The following is a 14902-nucleotide window of genomic DNA, read 5'->3' on the forward strand; positions in this document are numbered from 1 at the left end:
ATTTTGGATTCTACTTTTAATTATAAATTGGCTTTAAATAAATCTCAATATTGTTATGTTTTTTTCCAAAAAATACCCCGATCAGGGTATTTTTTAAACCAAACAAGGGTCGTAAATTTATATCAGGTGATAAAGTTTTAAACTCCACTTTTTACCCAGTATACGTGAGGATTATTTCATTTGCTTTTTATCCTCACTTCTTTACCATATCCGATCCGCTCAGAATGAGTATAGCAATTGAACCGCTGATTCCTCAGGAAGCCAATCAATGTGATTCCCTTATCCTCTGCCAAATCTACTGCCAGTGAACTTGGAGCACCTACCGCGGCTAAAATTGGGATGCCCGCTCTTACGGCTTTTTGAACCATTTCGTAGCTTACCCGCCCACTCAGCATGACTATCCGATCCTCAGCGGGAAGCAAATTCTGTTTTAAAGCAGCACCAACCAACTTGTCCAATGCATTATGCCGCCCGACGTCTTCACGCAGAAGAAGAAATTTTCCCTCCAAGTCAAATAGTGCCGCGGCATGCAGCCCCCCGGTGTATTTAAAGCCGGTTTGTTCGTCTATTAAAGAGGAATTTAACTGATGTAGAATTTCAGGAGAAACAAGGGGGATTTTAATATTAATTAGGCCTTCATCTAAACAGGTTACGGCAGATATCGCACTTTTCCCACATACTCCACAGCTTGAATTGGTCAGAAAGTTCCTATCCCATACCGATTCCGGTATTTGGTGCCCATTGCATAAACGAATCAAAAGCACATTTCCTTTTTCCTCCGGCTTTACCCGCTTGCAATATCGGATCAACAATATGTCTTCTTTCCGTTGAATGATATTCTCAGCCCACAAAAAGCCGATTGCCAAATCAAAATCATGGCCCGGAGTCCGCATGGTTATACTCAATGGCTTATCGTTCCAAGTCCCGTTACTTTCCCATTGTAGCCTAAGCTGTAGAGGTTCCTCCACAGCAATCAGGTCAGCTTCCTCAACGGTAGTCTCGCCTGTGAATTTCTTGATCTGTGTAGACCGAATGGGGCGGATTATGCTCACGACGCCGGCATTTTTCCCAATGTAACTTCTATATATTTAGAGGCTGGACACTGGCTTTCCGGGGAATGGTTGTCAATGGCAACCAATACATTTCCTTCCGGAAAATAAACGGAAACGCAGCCCTTGGGTATATCGTAGGGGACTGCGGAGAAACCCTCCAATATCCGCTCTTCTCCTTGGAAAAAACTCGTGATTTTAATTTTATCTCCAGTCTCCAGATCTAAATCCGCCATATCACCCGCATTTATCATAACTACCTCCCTGGAGTTGCGGATACCCCTGTATCGGTCGTCATAGCCATATATGGTCGTGTTAAACTGATCATGGCTTCTAACTGTCATTAAAATGAAACGTCCATGAGGAAGCTGCTGTATTGTCAGGGGATTGACTGTCAAGTGAGCCTTTCCGGAGCTGGTGTTAAATTTTCTTTCCCTGCTACCATTCGGAAGGAAAAAACCTCCCGGTTTGCGGATTCGCTCATTATAGGAGTCAAATCCCGGAATAACCGCCTCTATTTTTTCCCGGATCAAATCGTAGTCTGATGCAAAGGATTCCCATGCAGTTGGGCTTTCCGGTCCAAATACCGCTCCAGCCATACCACAAATGATAGCTACCTCACTTTTCAGGTAAGAGGAGGAAGGGGTAAGGTCCCCGGCTGACATTCTGACCCTGCCGGCGGTATCTTCAGTGCTGACAAACTGGGCTCCTAGCGAACTTATATCCTGTTCTGTTCTTCCCAGACAGGGTAGAATTAGGGCTGTCTTTCCGTGGATAAGGTGACTGCGGTTGAGTTTGGTGGAGACATTTACCGTCAGCTCGCATTTTTGGAGGGCCTCAAAAACCTTCTCGGTATCCGGTGCCGCCAATGCAAAATTACCTCCCATGCCGAAAAAAACCTTTCCTTTGCCATCCAACATAGACTGAATGGCATCGACAGTTCCCACTCCGTGATTTTTGGGAGGGGTAAATGAAAACGCCTGGCCAAGCTTATTCATAAATGACTCCGGCATTTTCTCCCAAACCCCCATGGTACGGTCACCCTGTACATTGCTGTGGCCCCGAACAGGTAGGGTACCTGCTCCTTTTTTACCAATAGCTCCTTTTAGCAAAAGCAAATTGACTATTTCCCGGATCGTGGATTCAGCGTTTCGCTGTTGGGTTATTCCCATGGCCCAGGCGATAATGATGCGTTTCTTCCCTCGGAGCATCTCGGCTGCCTGCCGGATCACTGTTTCCGATAGGCCTGAAGCGGTTGTCAACTGGGATAAGGAACATCCTTCAAGCTCCTTGGTAATCGCTTCGTAGCCCACCGTAAATTCCCTAATAAATTCCAAATCAAACACTTCTCCCGGATATTGCTTTTCTTCCTCCCAGAGGATTTTTTGGATCGCTTTCAAAAGTGCTAGGTCTCCGTTGATACTTACAGGCAAATAGAGGTCTTGGAGCTCGGTAGGTTTACCAATCCATTCCCAAGGTTTTTGGGGATGGCGAAACTGCATAAACCCGGCCTCGGGCAATGGATTGACGGCTATGATTTTCCCTCCGTTTTGCTTCAATTTTTGAAGCTCAGAAAGCATTCTGGGAGCATTTGTACCTGGGTTCTGTCCAAAAATCATCAATACCTCAGCCTCCCGTATATCTTCCAACACTACCGAAGCTTTGCCAATACCTACCGTTTCATTCAGAGCTTTTCCGGAAGCCTCATGACACATGTTGGAGCAATCGGGTAGATTATTGGTGCCAAATTGCCTAGCAAACAGTTGATAAAGAAATGCAGCCTCATTGCTGGTTCGACCGGATGTGTAGAAAATAGCCTCATCGGGTTCAGCGAGTCGATTTAAGTGTTCCGCAATCTCAGCAAATGACTCCTCCCAGCTTATGGGGTGATAATTCTTTTCGCCAGGGCGTAAGATTAGGGGTTCGGTAAGTCTTCCCTGTTTTTCTAGCCAATGGTCGTTTTGAGCCAATAGGCTTTCAATGGAATGGTCTTTAAAAAAGGTGGTATCTACCCGGTTTTTGGTAGTCTCCCATGCAACTGCTTTGGCACCGTTTTCACAGTATTCGGCAATCGAAGACATCTCCTTCGGGTCAGGATCCGGCCAAGCGCAGCTGGGACAGTCAAAACCTTTTCCCTGATTTAGTTTGAAAAGTGTCTTTACTCCTCTTCCTACGTAGGTCTCCTCCCAGATATGATAGGCTACGGATTGAATGGAGCGTGGACCAGCGGCGTCGCTGACCCTTGGGTTAGTTTTTAATGGTTGCTCTGATTTGTCTTTTTTCATTCGGAGGTTAATGGGTCTCTGTTTCAAAAGTAACCAAATTTTGATGGAAAAACAGGGTGATTTCATCTAAAGAATGGGATGGCTTAGATGTAAACACAGGGTCCGTGCGATGTAGAGGGCATCTCAATGAAAATTTAAATAGATACAACAAAAGCTATCAAACCCAAAAATATTTAATATATTATCGCATCAAATCAATTTTCACCTAGCAAAATCCTGAATATAATTCAGTTACATAATATTGATTCCTCTGCAACAGGATTAAATAGGATTTAAACCCAATTAAAACAACCATTTAGCAAGCATGCATATACGCCTAGTATTCATTAGTTACAGTCTCTTACTTTTACTATTGAGCAGTTGTTCGGAAAATAAAATAGAGGAACCACTTCCGAATATAATTTATATTATGGCCGATGACCTCGGGTATGGCGACTTGGGAGTTTATGGACAGGAGAAGTTTGCCACCCCAAATATAGACAGGCTCGCAAAAGAAGGCATGCTTTTTACGCAGCACTATGCGGGGACAACCGTTTGCGCACCCTCGCGTTCGGCGCTTATGACCGGCTATCATACAGGACACACTCCTGTACGTGGAAATAGGGGGCTAAATGGTGGACAATTCCCCTTGCCTGCTGAAACACTCACGGTGGCTAAACTCCTAAAACAGGCAGGATATGCCACTGGTGCTTTTGGAAAGTGGGGACTCGGTTATCCTGGCAGTACAGGGGACCCGCTGAATCAGGGCTTTGATGAGTTTTTTGGATATAACAGTCAGACCATTGCACACAACTACTACCCAAGAGAACTTAACAGCAACGAAGAGGTTTTTTCTTTGCCTGAAAATGCAGGTACTGACCAAGGGCTTTATGCGCCAAATCTCATTCATGAGAAGACGCTGGAATTTTTGGACAGAAATGCAGGCCAACCCTTTTTCCTTTATATTCCCTCCGTAATCCCACATGCCGAGCTGTTTGCGCCGGAAGAATATATGCAGCGGTTTATGAAAACCGATACGCCTGAGTCTACGCTGGATCAAGTCAGCATCTTTGAACCTGAAACTCCCTATAAAGGAGTAGACGATCCTGAGGACCCGCGCTATAAAGTTGGTGGGTACGGGTCGCAGGCGCATCCCCGCGCCGCCTTTGCCGCCATGGTTACCCTGCTGGACGATCAGGTTGGTGAAATTCTTGGCAAACTTGATGAATTGGGTTTATCTGAAAATACCCTGATCATCTTTACCTCAGATAACGGTCCTCATGTGGAAGGTGGGGCCGACCCGGATTTTTTCAATAGCAATGGTCCTTTCCAAGGGTATAAGCGGGACTTGTACGAAGGGGGAATCCGTATGCCCATGTTGGCAAGATGGCCCGCAAGGGTCGCTGCGGGATCTAGGTCTGATCATATTTCCGCATTTTGGGATGTTCTCCCGACATTGGCGGATGTTGCGGAACTTGATATTCCCGACGGAATAGATGGGATTTCCTTTTTACCTGCTTTATTGGGAAAGGAGCAGCCCGCCCACAAGTATTTGTATTGGGAGTTTCATGAGCAAGGCGGGAAGCAGGCGATTCGTAAGGGTGACTGGAAAGCTATCCGTTTGAATGTTTTACGGGAAAATGCAGAGGTACTTCTTTTTGACGTAAGCCAAGATCCGGAGGAAAGAACCAACCTTGCCGAACAGCATCCTGAGGTGGTGGAAGAAATGCTTAAATTGATGGAAAACTCCAGGATAGAAGATCCCGAATGGCCATTTATTGAAAAGTAACAAAAAAGAAATACTAAATAGACCCAAAATCAGATCTAACAAATAATTAAAAATGAACCTTAAAATATCATTGTTGCCAGTGCTTTTATTTGCAGGCGCTTGTTTGCTTTTTTCCTGCCAATCTCCAGAAAGAAATGATTATTTATCATGGAATACCTATAGGGCATCGAAAGATGCCGCCCAGTTTTCCGGCTTGAGGCAAATCACAACCGAAAATGTTCATTTATTAGAGCCCGCATGGGAGTTTCATACGGGAGACAACGGTCCACGCACACCCATGGAGTGTAATCCCATTGTGATCGGAGATATCATGTACGTCACCTCACCCCAGCTCGATCTGATTGCGCTGGAGGCTGATTCAGGGAAGCAGTTATGGCGTTTTTCATCATCGGAATTCCACGAGGGTTCGGGAGTGAATAGAGGTGTGACCTATTTTGATGATGGCAACGATGGCCGTATTTTTATGTCAGCAGGACCCTACCTGTATGCGGTGAATGCAATTTCCGGTGACTTGATCCCGGCGTTTGGAGAAGAAGGCAAACTAGACCTTAGGAATAACCTGGGAAAGGATCCTGCATCCTTATCCATAGCCCTTTCTACACCCGGAATAATTTACGGTGACCTGCTGATTATAGGTTCTGCAACGGGAGAAGGATATGATGCATCCCCGGGGCATGTTAGGGCTTATAACGCCAGATCGGGGGAATTCGTTTGGATTTTTCATACCATTCCCCAAGAAGGCGAATTCGGACATGATACCTGGGAATGGATTGAAGGTGAAAACTACGGAGGCACCAATAATTGGGGCGGCATGAGTCTGGACGAGGAAGAGGGCTGGGTGTTTGTGGCAACCGGATCGGCTACCTACGATTTTTACGGTGGTAACCGATTGGGTGAAAACCTCTTTGGGAATTGTGTGATTGCCTTGGATGCTAAAACTGGGGAACGGAAATGGCATTATCAGGCCGTAACCCACGATGTATGGGATTATGACTTACCTTGCGCACCTACTTTGGTAACGATACCCTTTGAGGGAAAATCCCGAAAAGCACTGATTCAACCCACGAAAATGGGAGAGTTAATTCTGTTGGACAGATACACCGGAGAGCCGCTGATGGCAATGGAAGAGCGGGCTGTGCCGCCTTCTTATATACCTGGAGAAAGGGTGCACCCTACCCAAAAGTTTAATCAGGGAATACAGCTAGTGCCACAAAGCATGGACAGCACCTATTTAACAAATATATCCGAGGAGGCATCCAACTATGCGAAAGCGGAACTCAAAAAATACCGAAATGAAGGCATGTACACCCCTCCCAGCATAGAGGGTACAATTGCCATTCCCGCCACCCGGGGCGGATCGCTTTGGGGTGGAGCATCTTATAATCCACATACGAACAAGATGTATGTTAACGCCAACGAATTGGCCATGATATTGCAGCTTAAGAAAGTTGCTCCCCAGCAAAACACCGATCAGGTAGGTGCTTCCGGATATCATACGTATATGCTAAATTGCTCCAACTGCCACGGCACCGACCGACAGGGTATTGCTGATGCATACCCAACATTAGTGGGGGTTGGGGATAAATATTCCACCGAAGAAATAAAGGGTATTATCACTGGTGGAAAGGGAGTAATGCCTGCTTTTTCTCAATTTGATGATGCGCAGGTAAATGCGCTTGTAAATTATATCGTCGAGGGAAAGGCTCCTGAGGGAGTAGCGGATCAAGCGGAGGATGCTAAGGATAAATATGTTATGGCTGGCTTTCGTTTGTTTCTGGATGAGGAGGGGTTTCCGGGTTCCAGACCACCTTGGGGTACATTGAACGCAGTGGATCTAAATACGCTTACGATTGAGTGGAAAGTCCCTTTGGGGGATTACCCTGAACTGACTGCCAGGGGTCTCAGTGGATTGGGAACCCAGAATTTTGGAGGGTGCGTGGCTACAGCCGGGGGCTTGGTTTTTATGGGTGGTTCCGCAGATGAGATGTTCCGTGCATTTGATGCGGAGACGGGTGAGGTATTGTGGAGCTATAAATTACCTGCCGGAGGGTATGCGGTTCCATCCGTCTATGAGATCAATGGGCGGCAGTTTGTGGTTATTGCCGCGGGTGGGGCTAACCGGATTGGTACACCAAGTGGGGATAGTTATGTGGCGTTTGCATTGCCGGAATAGGGGGAAGTTAAAAGCTAAAAGCTAAAAGTTGTAAGGTTAGAAAGGCGTAAGTGGTCGTATAAAGTGATAAAGAGTAAGGTGAAAAGGCGGTTGGGTTTTTAAAAAAACTATTTTATTCGATCCAAATTCTTGGGAAAGGTAGTTGAATTTAAAAACAAGGCATAAAAAAAAGCGATCCACAAAGTGGATCGCTTTCATAACCGATTGTCAATGTTATGATTAGCTTACTAATTTCACATTCACTGCATTCAGACCTTTTCTACCTTCTTTTAAGTCGAAAGAAACGTCGTCGTCTTCTCTGATTTCGTCGATTAAGCCAGAGACATGCACAAAATATTCTTTTGATGACTCATCGTCGATGATAAAACCGAATCCTTTGGACTCATTAAAAAATTTTACTTTTCCTGTGTTCATAATTATAATTAATTGATTGTAATAATTGATATAAAGGTAAGGATTCTTTTTATAAATAAAATATTTTTTCGAATAATTTTCCAAAATAATCGGAGGCGGCCAAATAATTGACCCTTTGAATTTACTGATTTTCTAGTTTTGGTATCCGGTAAGATCTTCAAACCTTGTAATTGTTAAGCAAACGAGTTGATTTCGCCTGCGGGCTGATCCATCGGTCAATATCCCCAGGAATACCCTGAAATTAAATTTTTTTCAGAAGCTCCGTAACCCCCTGCTATAAAAACATCCCGATTTTAACAGGCTATTTCCAGCGGAAAACAAAATAATGGTAGGTTATTCAACCTAATACTAAAACTATAAATGGAATTGGGGTGAAAAATACCCCAATTAGGTTATTTTTTTCGTACATTAACAGACTTATCATTAATAGCAACGCAAGTTGTCACATCGAGTGGCTTTTCCAGTAGACTAAAATTGATAAGACTGGTTTTATTTCAATTAGGTACCGGATCAGAATAAGCGGAATTAAATCCAGAGAAGGCAGTTAACATACAGACTGGAAATTCCAGTCCAATAAAAGTGTTGACAGCAGTATAGTTACTTCTATAAGCTGAACCATCTTGATTGCACGTAGAATTAGAAAGCAATTTAAAATACAATCAGTGGAGCAGACCCCACTTTATAAAACGAGGCAATTTCCGAAAGGCCAAGAGGTAGGAACTAGTTATAAGAAATTATGGCATACGCACAATGGATTGAAGTGAAAATTGTATCAGAAAACATGTCCTTAAAAGTACAACATGCGAACTTGAATTGGGGTAAGTTTTATAAATATGGAGATAAGGACACAGAAATCAGTTCCGGTGACATAGATAAACTAACTGTTGAATCGGGAAAAAGTACAATGGTTTGTTCATGCGGAAGGTCAGGTGCTTCTTCCGGTACAGAAGGCAGTTTTGAACTATACAATGGGGATACTAAAATTGGTAAATTTAACTGGGATTGTCCATGGGGTAAAAAGTCAAATAGTTTTAGCTGGAATCAGGAGGCGAGTAAGGAGTCGTATTATACAGACAGGGAAGGCGGAAACACAGATTCCGGTGCGATAGGAAATATATCAATTACGTGTATTAAGCTTTAAGTCATTGCCGAAGCAACGTAATTAGGGCCTTTTTATCCAAAATAAACACAAACATTATGAGCCATACAAAAGGTACAAACGGAGCAATCAATCCTTTTTATGCTGTTGAGATTGGAAGCGTTATTAAAGGTGATACAGGTCGTTTCCTCACATCGATACTAAAAGGAGATATTACCAGAATGGTTCCTGATAAAGAGGTAAAACAAACCATGACAGGAGGCAGCTCCTATGCCTATACAGATAGTTTAAATCAAGGTTCTGTTGGGGTTTCCGGTTCATATGGAATCTCCGGACTGGCGAGTATCAATGCCGGCTTATCCGTGTATGCCGGTAATTCGGCTGCTGAACTTACCAAGAAAGTGGCGGTCAATTATAATGTGCAGATGCTTTCCGGTGTCGAGTACGTAAATTTTAACGATTTAAGAGCAGAGGATTTAATCAATTCCCTGCAGGCCAACCCAAAGCAAATGGCATTGGTTGCATTGGACAATTACAATGCGTTGATGAAAAAAATAGGAACCGAAAATCTGTTAGTCCTGATGCAACAACCGGATGAGCATCCGGAAATCATGAAATTGGTCGATGAATGGGTAAAGTCTGTGCAGCTTTTTTTTAAGGAACATGGCGACGGAATGGTAGTTGGGGTAGTATGGGGAGGTATGGGAACGGTTTCTTTGGAGATGATTAGTGCATCCGGCGAAAGCAGCTGGAAATACGGCAGCAAAGGTAATTTCACCTACTCAGGAGTTGGTAAAGCAATAACAGTAGAAGCTGCTTACGATGGAAGCAATTCGACAAGAGAATCAAAGGTGGATGTAAAAACAGCCTCCTGGTCAAGCGGGAGTTGTGTGCAGGCACAGGTGGCGGCCTGGAGTCAGGTTGTGGAGGGTAAGGCATTCAGCGAAATTTGCTCGATCAGTCTGCTGGAAAAAGCGCCTCAGGTCAGTGCAGTGAAAGAACCTCCAAAAATACCGGCATTCCAAACACCGGCAAAAGATCCGCGGGTTACGGATAAAATAAAAGAAATAACGAGCCTGGATAGTTTGGAGGCATTTGCTAAGGCATCTGCGTATGAACAGGCTAAAAAAACAGAAAAAGACCTGACATTGGATGAATTCCTAAAACGTTCTGAGAAAAAAGCAGACCCCCAGCCTGTTGTTGACCTTAAAAACGAAGTTGCCGCCAATAATCTTGATGTACTGGTAGAAGCTGTTGTGCCGCCAAAGGTACAACTTGCCGCAAGCTTCAAAGCAATCGGACAGTTGGAAACCAAAACTGCCGAACAACTCGAAGCGGCAAAAAAGGACGATAGCTACACCGCGCTTGGCGTATGGATTAGTAACTGGCCGGATTTATTTCCATGGATGGCTACCGGCTACTTAAATGCCATCGATGACCTAAGTTCTACACAGGGACTACTGAAAAAGCAAGCGATGATTCAGGATTTCCTTACGCTGGGGAAAACGTATTATATGCTTGATGCCAGCGGAATTTCATCTACCGATTTTAAGATGTCTCCGTTTACCCAGATTGCGGCCTCATTCAGTCAGCAGGCTGGGTATATCCGGGATAATTTTGATGACGCAAATGTGATTCAAACTGCCTATGACAGATTAAGCAAGGATGCCCAGAAAATTTATACGAAATGGAATGATATTAAATTTTTGCGTAGTGCAGAGCTGGGATTGGGAGTAATGTATAAAGGCGAAAAGTCCATTACGCATACAATTACCAAAACAGCACATACGGCGGGCTATACCAAGGTTTGGTATAAGACAGACGATTGTTCTTTTCTGCCTAAAAACTACAGTGCTTTTAGTACATTCTTAAAAGTGATTCCCTTTATAACTCCTACAGGAGATGTCTACGGTTTTGGGCCTTCTCAAATGCTTTTAAATCAAATTAACAGCGAAGGAGCTATATTCTCGAAAAATCCGTTCACCGCGGCAAAGCTTGAAGTGGATACCACGAAGCGTCTATTGAAAAAAGGCGATATGATTCTTTATCCGGTTCAATTTGACGCAGCCAAAGATATCGCCTCTTCCTGGCAGGGACAAAGCATAAGCACCAATGTCGCGTCTATTAAAAATATTAACGAACATCTTGAAAATGCGGTAAAAGGGATGCAGGACCTAAACGTATACAGCTTTAGCAGCAGCAACTGGAAACCGAACTGGAAACCCGAAAACTATTACAGCATTAACTCCATTAGAAAACAATATATTGGAATTGTGGAGGAGCTCCATAATGTGTTTGGTAAATGATATCGGTTTGCCTATGCCCATAAGGATCCCATCAAAAGGACGTGACCTGACAGTTGATGGGGTTTTTTATTTCAGGTCAAGCATATCCGTTATCTTCCGCATTGCGTCCGGATCTTGTTGCTCATACTTCTTATTTAGTAGTAAATAGGATTCTTTTTCGCGGGAGAATGCGTGCGTGAAATGTTCGGCGTTGAAGAAAAACTCGGCAAAATAGGTATAAACTGAAAAGCGCTTTGTGTTTGTCAAATCGAATTCATCAGCCGCTGGACCTGCGGTAAAAACAAATGAAGCAAGTGGGTTTTTCGCATAGATTGACAATCCGATCTGAACGCAGGTGCCTATTACTTTTTTTGCTTTTACAGGACCCACATGGGCAAGTATGTTAAATTTATTTGGATTATCCTGAAGTGCTTCCAGACAAAAATGCAGCACATACACCTGATATACATATTCCTCAAAGGTTACCAAATAGCGATGTTCATCCGCATTAAATTTATAAACATGTACGGCTTTAAAATAGTGGGCGGGATTATTCGCCTTAAGTATTTCAAAGTAATCAAACGGATAGGTTTGTAATTCGGACAGTGACATAAAAGCAGGTTAACGGTGGTACGGTTGTCAATATACAAAGAAAGCAGCAGCCTTGATATCCTTGGGACGTTTCCCTCAAGGAAACGCCAAACCGATGGGCTTACTTCCATTTTGGAAATTTACGTTCCTTTTAGGCATTCCTGTGGTGTTTGATTACCGTCAGCCAACAGGGCTACCATTCGTCCAAATGAAGCTAGACGTGGCAGAACTTTCCCACAAAGCGGTTGGCTTCGTTTCAGTGAGTAGGTTTTCCACCTATCTAAAGTTTGTTACCGACCGCGAAAAAGAGTTGATTTTTGCCCGATAAATTGGGTGGTCACCGGAATACCCCCGGAATTATGTTTTTTATTTTTAAAATAGCCGTCCCGGTGCTCACTCCGTTAAACCAAACCCATTTTTAACAAGCTTTTACCAATGGTAACCAAAATATTATTAGGTTATCCAAATAAATACTAAAACTATAAATGGAATCCGAATAAAAAATACCCAGATTAGGGTATTTTTTTCGTAAAATAAAGGCCCTATCTTTAAAAACGAGCAAGGTAGTTTCGGGGGGTGCGATCCTTATAGGCCTTATTTGAGGTTATAGGTTTTATTGTTAACTGGAAGGGGTTGAAAATATAGATGGAACTAAAAGTGCACCAAGTTAGCAAAATAAGGGAGATAATCCGAAATTAAAGTGCGTAAAAGTGCGGATATAAACGAGTTATAGGCAAGCGTAAAGAAAGACCGACACAACAATAAACCGATTTTGTAGGAAAAGGAATTTAGAGAGGAATAATAAAATGACAGCAGAAGAAAAAGGTAGCTTATTTAGAAAACGATTTTTGCAAACCAGTTTTGGACAATTTCTACAAATTAGAAATGAATATTCAATTCTATTTCAAGCCCTGTCAGACGAAGATGTACAACGCCTCGATGAAATGAATATTTTCTTTTGCCGTTCCTATGCTCCTTCGTGTGTAACAGAATTGAAACACACACCAGCGGTTGAAACAATGCGATTGATAGTGTTTGAAGCAGAGCATTTAAAGAAACTATCACCCGAAGAAGTTGTTGCAATCATCCTTCACGAAATTGGACACGTGTTCAATCCGCATCAGGACTTACAACAGCGAGAGTTTAACGCAGACGACTTCGCAATTTCAAAAGGATATGGCAAACATATAAAATCAAGTTTGACAAAATCAATATCAACCGAGCCGACAGCATTTGATAATCCAATAAACAGAGCAAGAGTTAAAAGAATTACTGAATTATTGAAATCTAATACTATAAAATGATAAGGGTCATCGAAATTGAGCATATCAAAGGAATTCAGCTCAAAAGGTTTGCATTAGATATTGCACATAACAAGCCAAGCCTTTTAGTTGCACCAAATGGTTTTGGGAAAAGCTCCTTAGCAACTGCTTTTAATTCAATGAACAACAGACGTATTGCTTTAGATGAAGATGATTTATACTTAGAAAACATTGCAAACCTACCAAGAATCTATATTGAGTATATACGGCCTGATGGTTCTGTTGCAACTCTACAAGCGGATAATGCAAAAAATACCATCAGTAATGAAATTGATTGCTTCGTTATTAATAACCTCACAAAACCGAGAGGTATTGGTTCTCAATATGGAAGAGCAACTGCAACACTAGAGATAAAGGATGTCGTTTTAGTTGATAGAATTCCAGATAATATAGCATTCAATTACTCTTTCAGAGATTCACAAGCACGGTTTGGCGTATGTAGTCGGGTTCTTCCAAATTCAAATGTAGTTTTAGCTAATTTACTATTGGTTGAACAATTAAGTGAAAATTACCTATCATTACAAAGGGGAAATGGTGATAGAATACAAGGCAGAATCAATGCAATTATTGCTGAAATAAATGCACAACAAGGCACGGCACAAGTAATACTTGACTGGATAACCGACAATCGTTTAGCAGATTTAAAGCAAATTGAATATCTAAATACAATTGGAGATTTGATTCACGCTTTTGATATTGGCTTTAATTCAGAAGCAAAAAGTTATTTGGCAGCAATTCAGTTGATTTGGCTCTATAATCAAAACCCCAATAATTTCAAAGCCTCTTGTGTTTTCAGTATTTACAAATTAGACAAACAACGTTTCGATAACACACTTTCAACTTTTAATTGTACTTGGAAAAGCATTCGTTCAAGTGAAACTGGTGGGAAACTCGTAGTAAAGTTTCCAAAAGCAATCCATATTTCAAACGGACAAAGAGATATTTTGACATTTATTTCAATGCTTTTTAGGGCAAAAAGAAATTTGAAGAAAGCCGCAAACATTTTGATAATTGATGAAGTATTCGATTATTTAGATGATGCTAATTTAACGGCTGCTCAATATTACATTACAACCTTTATTAAGGAATATGATTCTTTAGGAAAGAGAATATATCCATTAATTTTAACTCACTTAAATCCGAACTACTTCAAGAATTTTGCATTCAGTAATCAAAAGGTATATTATCTAGATAGTTCAACGATACAAGTTAGTCCACATATTATACGTTTGCTTAGAAACAGAGAGAATGCGAATATTAAAGCAGACTTAGACAAGTATTTATTGCACTACCACCCAGGAACAATTAACAAAAGAGCAGAGTTTAGGGCTTTAGCGCTCCCCGAAACTTGGGGAGAATCAAACAATTTCATTCAACATCTTAACAATGAAGTAACAAACTACTTGGCTAATCAACCTTACGACCCATTTGCAGTTTGTGGTGCATTAAGAGTTAAAATTGAAGAAATCGCTTATAATAAACTACAAAGTCCTGAAGCAAGAACTGCTTTTTTAACAACACATAAAACTAGAAGTAAATTAGAGAAAGCGGAAGAAATGGGCATTGTATCTCCTGAATCACATTATCTACTTGGTATAATTTATAATGAAGGAATGCACTGGAAAGACAATCAGGACAACGTTTCCCCTATTGCTTCAAAACTTGAAAACTTGACAATCAAAAAATTGATAAGAGATGTTTTTGCGTAACCCACGACAGACAAGAACGCCAGCCTGTAACAGGCGTTTGGCTCAATGGCGGGTGAAGTGGTTAATTGAACATTCTACCTCGCATCGACTTTTGTAGTGTATTGACAGTTTTGTACTCCGAAACCCGCCACTGCGCCAAGCGCCAAACCGTGTGTGACTTGAATCAGCCCCTTGGGGCTGAATGCTTTGAAATGGATGGAGAACTAT

At 42.2% G+C, this 14902-nt stretch carries 11 protein-coding genes; 7 read left to right on the plus strand and 4 right to left on the minus strand.

Features of this window, described 5'->3' with window-relative positions; translation table 11 throughout:
- Positions 1-176 precede the first annotated feature (176 nt).
- Complete coding sequence (gene fdhD, locus FQ608_RS24925; RefSeq protein ID WP_158861213.1) at positions 177-1052, minus strand: formate dehydrogenase accessory sulfurtransferase FdhD; 876 nt, start codon at positions 1050-1052, stop codon at positions 177-179.
- The gene (locus FQ608_RS24930) at positions 1049-3334 is read right to left on the minus strand and encodes an FdhF/YdeP family oxidoreductase (RefSeq protein WP_158861214.1); all 2286 of its coding nucleotides are present in this window, start codon (positions 3332-3334) and stop codon (positions 1049-1051) included. Before FQ608_RS24930 ends, fdhD begins: the two co-directional genes overlap by 4 nt.
- A gap of 304 nt (positions 3335-3638) precedes the next feature.
- Here FQ608_RS24930 and FQ608_RS24935 point away from each other — a divergent pair, with 304 nt between their 5' ends.
- Together FQ608_RS24935 and FQ608_RS24940 are read left to right on the plus strand one after the other, a co-directional pair.
- Positions 3639-5102, plus strand: a complete 1464-nt coding sequence (locus tag FQ608_RS24935; RefSeq protein WP_158861215.1) for an arylsulfatase — start codon at positions 3639-3641, stop codon at positions 5100-5102.
- Between the two features lie 52 nt (positions 5103-5154).
- Positions 5155-7275 carry an outer membrane protein assembly factor BamB family protein gene (locus FQ608_RS24940; protein ID WP_158861216.1) on the plus strand — a complete coding sequence of 707 codons (2121 nt, stop codon included), beginning with the start codon at positions 5155-5157 and terminating at the stop codon, positions 7273-7275.
- Positions 7276-7494: 219 nt separating this feature from the next.
- On the opposite strand, the gene FQ608_RS24945 is transcribed toward FQ608_RS24940, so the two are convergent.
- Positions 7495-7689 (minus strand): cold-shock protein, encoded by a 195-nt coding sequence (locus FQ608_RS24945; protein WP_158861217.1) that lies wholly within the window; start codon positions 7687-7689, stop codon positions 7495-7497.
- Positions 7690-8425: 736 nt separating this feature from the next.
- Between FQ608_RS24945 and FQ608_RS24950 the strand changes: the two genes are divergently transcribed.
- Together FQ608_RS24950 and FQ608_RS24955 are read left to right on the plus strand one after the other, a co-directional pair.
- Complete coding sequence (locus FQ608_RS24950) at positions 8426-8830, plus strand: aegerolysin family protein (protein ID WP_158861218.1); 405 nt, start codon at positions 8426-8428, stop codon at positions 8828-8830.
- A 56-nt stretch (positions 8831-8886) separates the two neighbouring features.
- Entirely contained in the window at positions 8887-11094 is a 2208-nt protein-coding gene (locus tag FQ608_RS24955; RefSeq protein ID WP_158861219.1) for a hypothetical protein, read from the plus strand.
- 66 nt (positions 11095-11160) lie between these two features.
- Here the strand turns inward: FQ608_RS24955 and FQ608_RS24960 are convergent, their stop codons facing one another.
- A complete protein-coding gene (locus tag FQ608_RS24960) occupies positions 11161-11685 on the minus strand; it encodes a hypothetical protein (RefSeq protein ID WP_158861220.1) in 525 nt (174 codons plus the stop codon).
- Between the two features lie 61 nt (positions 11686-11746).
- On the opposite strand from FQ608_RS24960, the gene FQ608_RS24965 reads away from it, so the two are divergent.
- The 3 genes from FQ608_RS24965 to FQ608_RS24975 all read left to right on the plus strand — a co-directional run bounded on the left by FQ608_RS24965 (position 11747) and on the right by FQ608_RS24975 (position 14695).
- Positions 11747-11992 (plus strand): hypothetical protein, encoded by a 246-nt coding sequence (locus tag FQ608_RS24965; protein WP_158861221.1) that lies wholly within the window; start codon positions 11747-11749, stop codon positions 11990-11992.
- A gap of 478 nt (positions 11993-12470) precedes the next feature.
- Positions 12471-12968, plus strand: coding sequence for a M48 family metalloprotease (locus tag FQ608_RS24970; protein ID WP_158861222.1), 498 nt, complete (start codon positions 12471-12473; stop codon positions 12966-12968).
- Entirely contained in the window at positions 12965-14695 is a 1731-nt protein-coding gene (locus tag FQ608_RS24975) for a hypothetical protein (protein WP_158861223.1), read from the plus strand. The genes FQ608_RS24970 and FQ608_RS24975 overlap by 4 nt, the downstream gene beginning before the upstream one ends.
- Positions 14696-14902 lie beyond the last annotated feature (207 nt).

Origin of the sequence: Lunatibacter salilacus (assembly GCF_009797935.1) — a bacterium.
Lineage (GTDB): Bacteria > Bacteroidota > Bacteroidia > Cytophagales > Cyclobacteriaceae > Lunatibacter > Lunatibacter salilacus.

What these genes read in the sequence shown, in the direction of transcription:
- FQ608_RS24930 (WP_158861214.1), bottom strand. Translation starts at nt 3,334, where the DNA reads ATGAAAAAAGACAAATCAGAGCAACCATTAAAAACTAACCCAAGGGTC.
- FQ608_RS24950 (WP_158861218.1), top strand. Translation starts at nt 8,426, where the DNA reads ATGGCATACGCACAATGGATTGAAGTGAAAATTGTATCAGAAAACATG.
- FQ608_RS24955 (WP_158861219.1), top strand. Translation starts at nt 8,887, where the DNA reads ATGAGCCATACAAAAGGTACAAACGGAGCAATCAATCCTTTTTATGCT.
- FQ608_RS24935 (WP_158861215.1), top strand. Translation starts at nt 3,639, where the DNA reads ATGCATATACGCCTAGTATTCATTAGTTACAGTCTCTTACTTTTACTA.
- FQ608_RS24960 (WP_158861220.1), bottom strand. Translation starts at nt 11,685, where the DNA reads ATGTCACTGTCCGAATTACAAACCTATCCGTTTGATTACTTTGAAATA.
- FQ608_RS24970 (WP_158861222.1), top strand. Translation starts at nt 12,471, where the DNA reads ATGACAGCAGAAGAAAAAGGTAGCTTATTTAGAAAACGATTTTTGCAA.
- FQ608_RS24945 (WP_158861217.1), bottom strand. Translation starts at nt 7,689, where the DNA reads ATGAACACAGGAAAAGTAAAATTTTTTAATGAGTCCAAAGGATTCGGT.
- FQ608_RS24940 (WP_158861216.1), top strand. Translation starts at nt 5,155, where the DNA reads ATGAACCTTAAAATATCATTGTTGCCAGTGCTTTTATTTGCAGGCGCT.
- FQ608_RS24975 (WP_158861223.1), top strand. Translation starts at nt 12,965, where the DNA reads ATGATAAGGGTCATCGAAATTGAGCATATCAAAGGAATTCAGCTCAAA.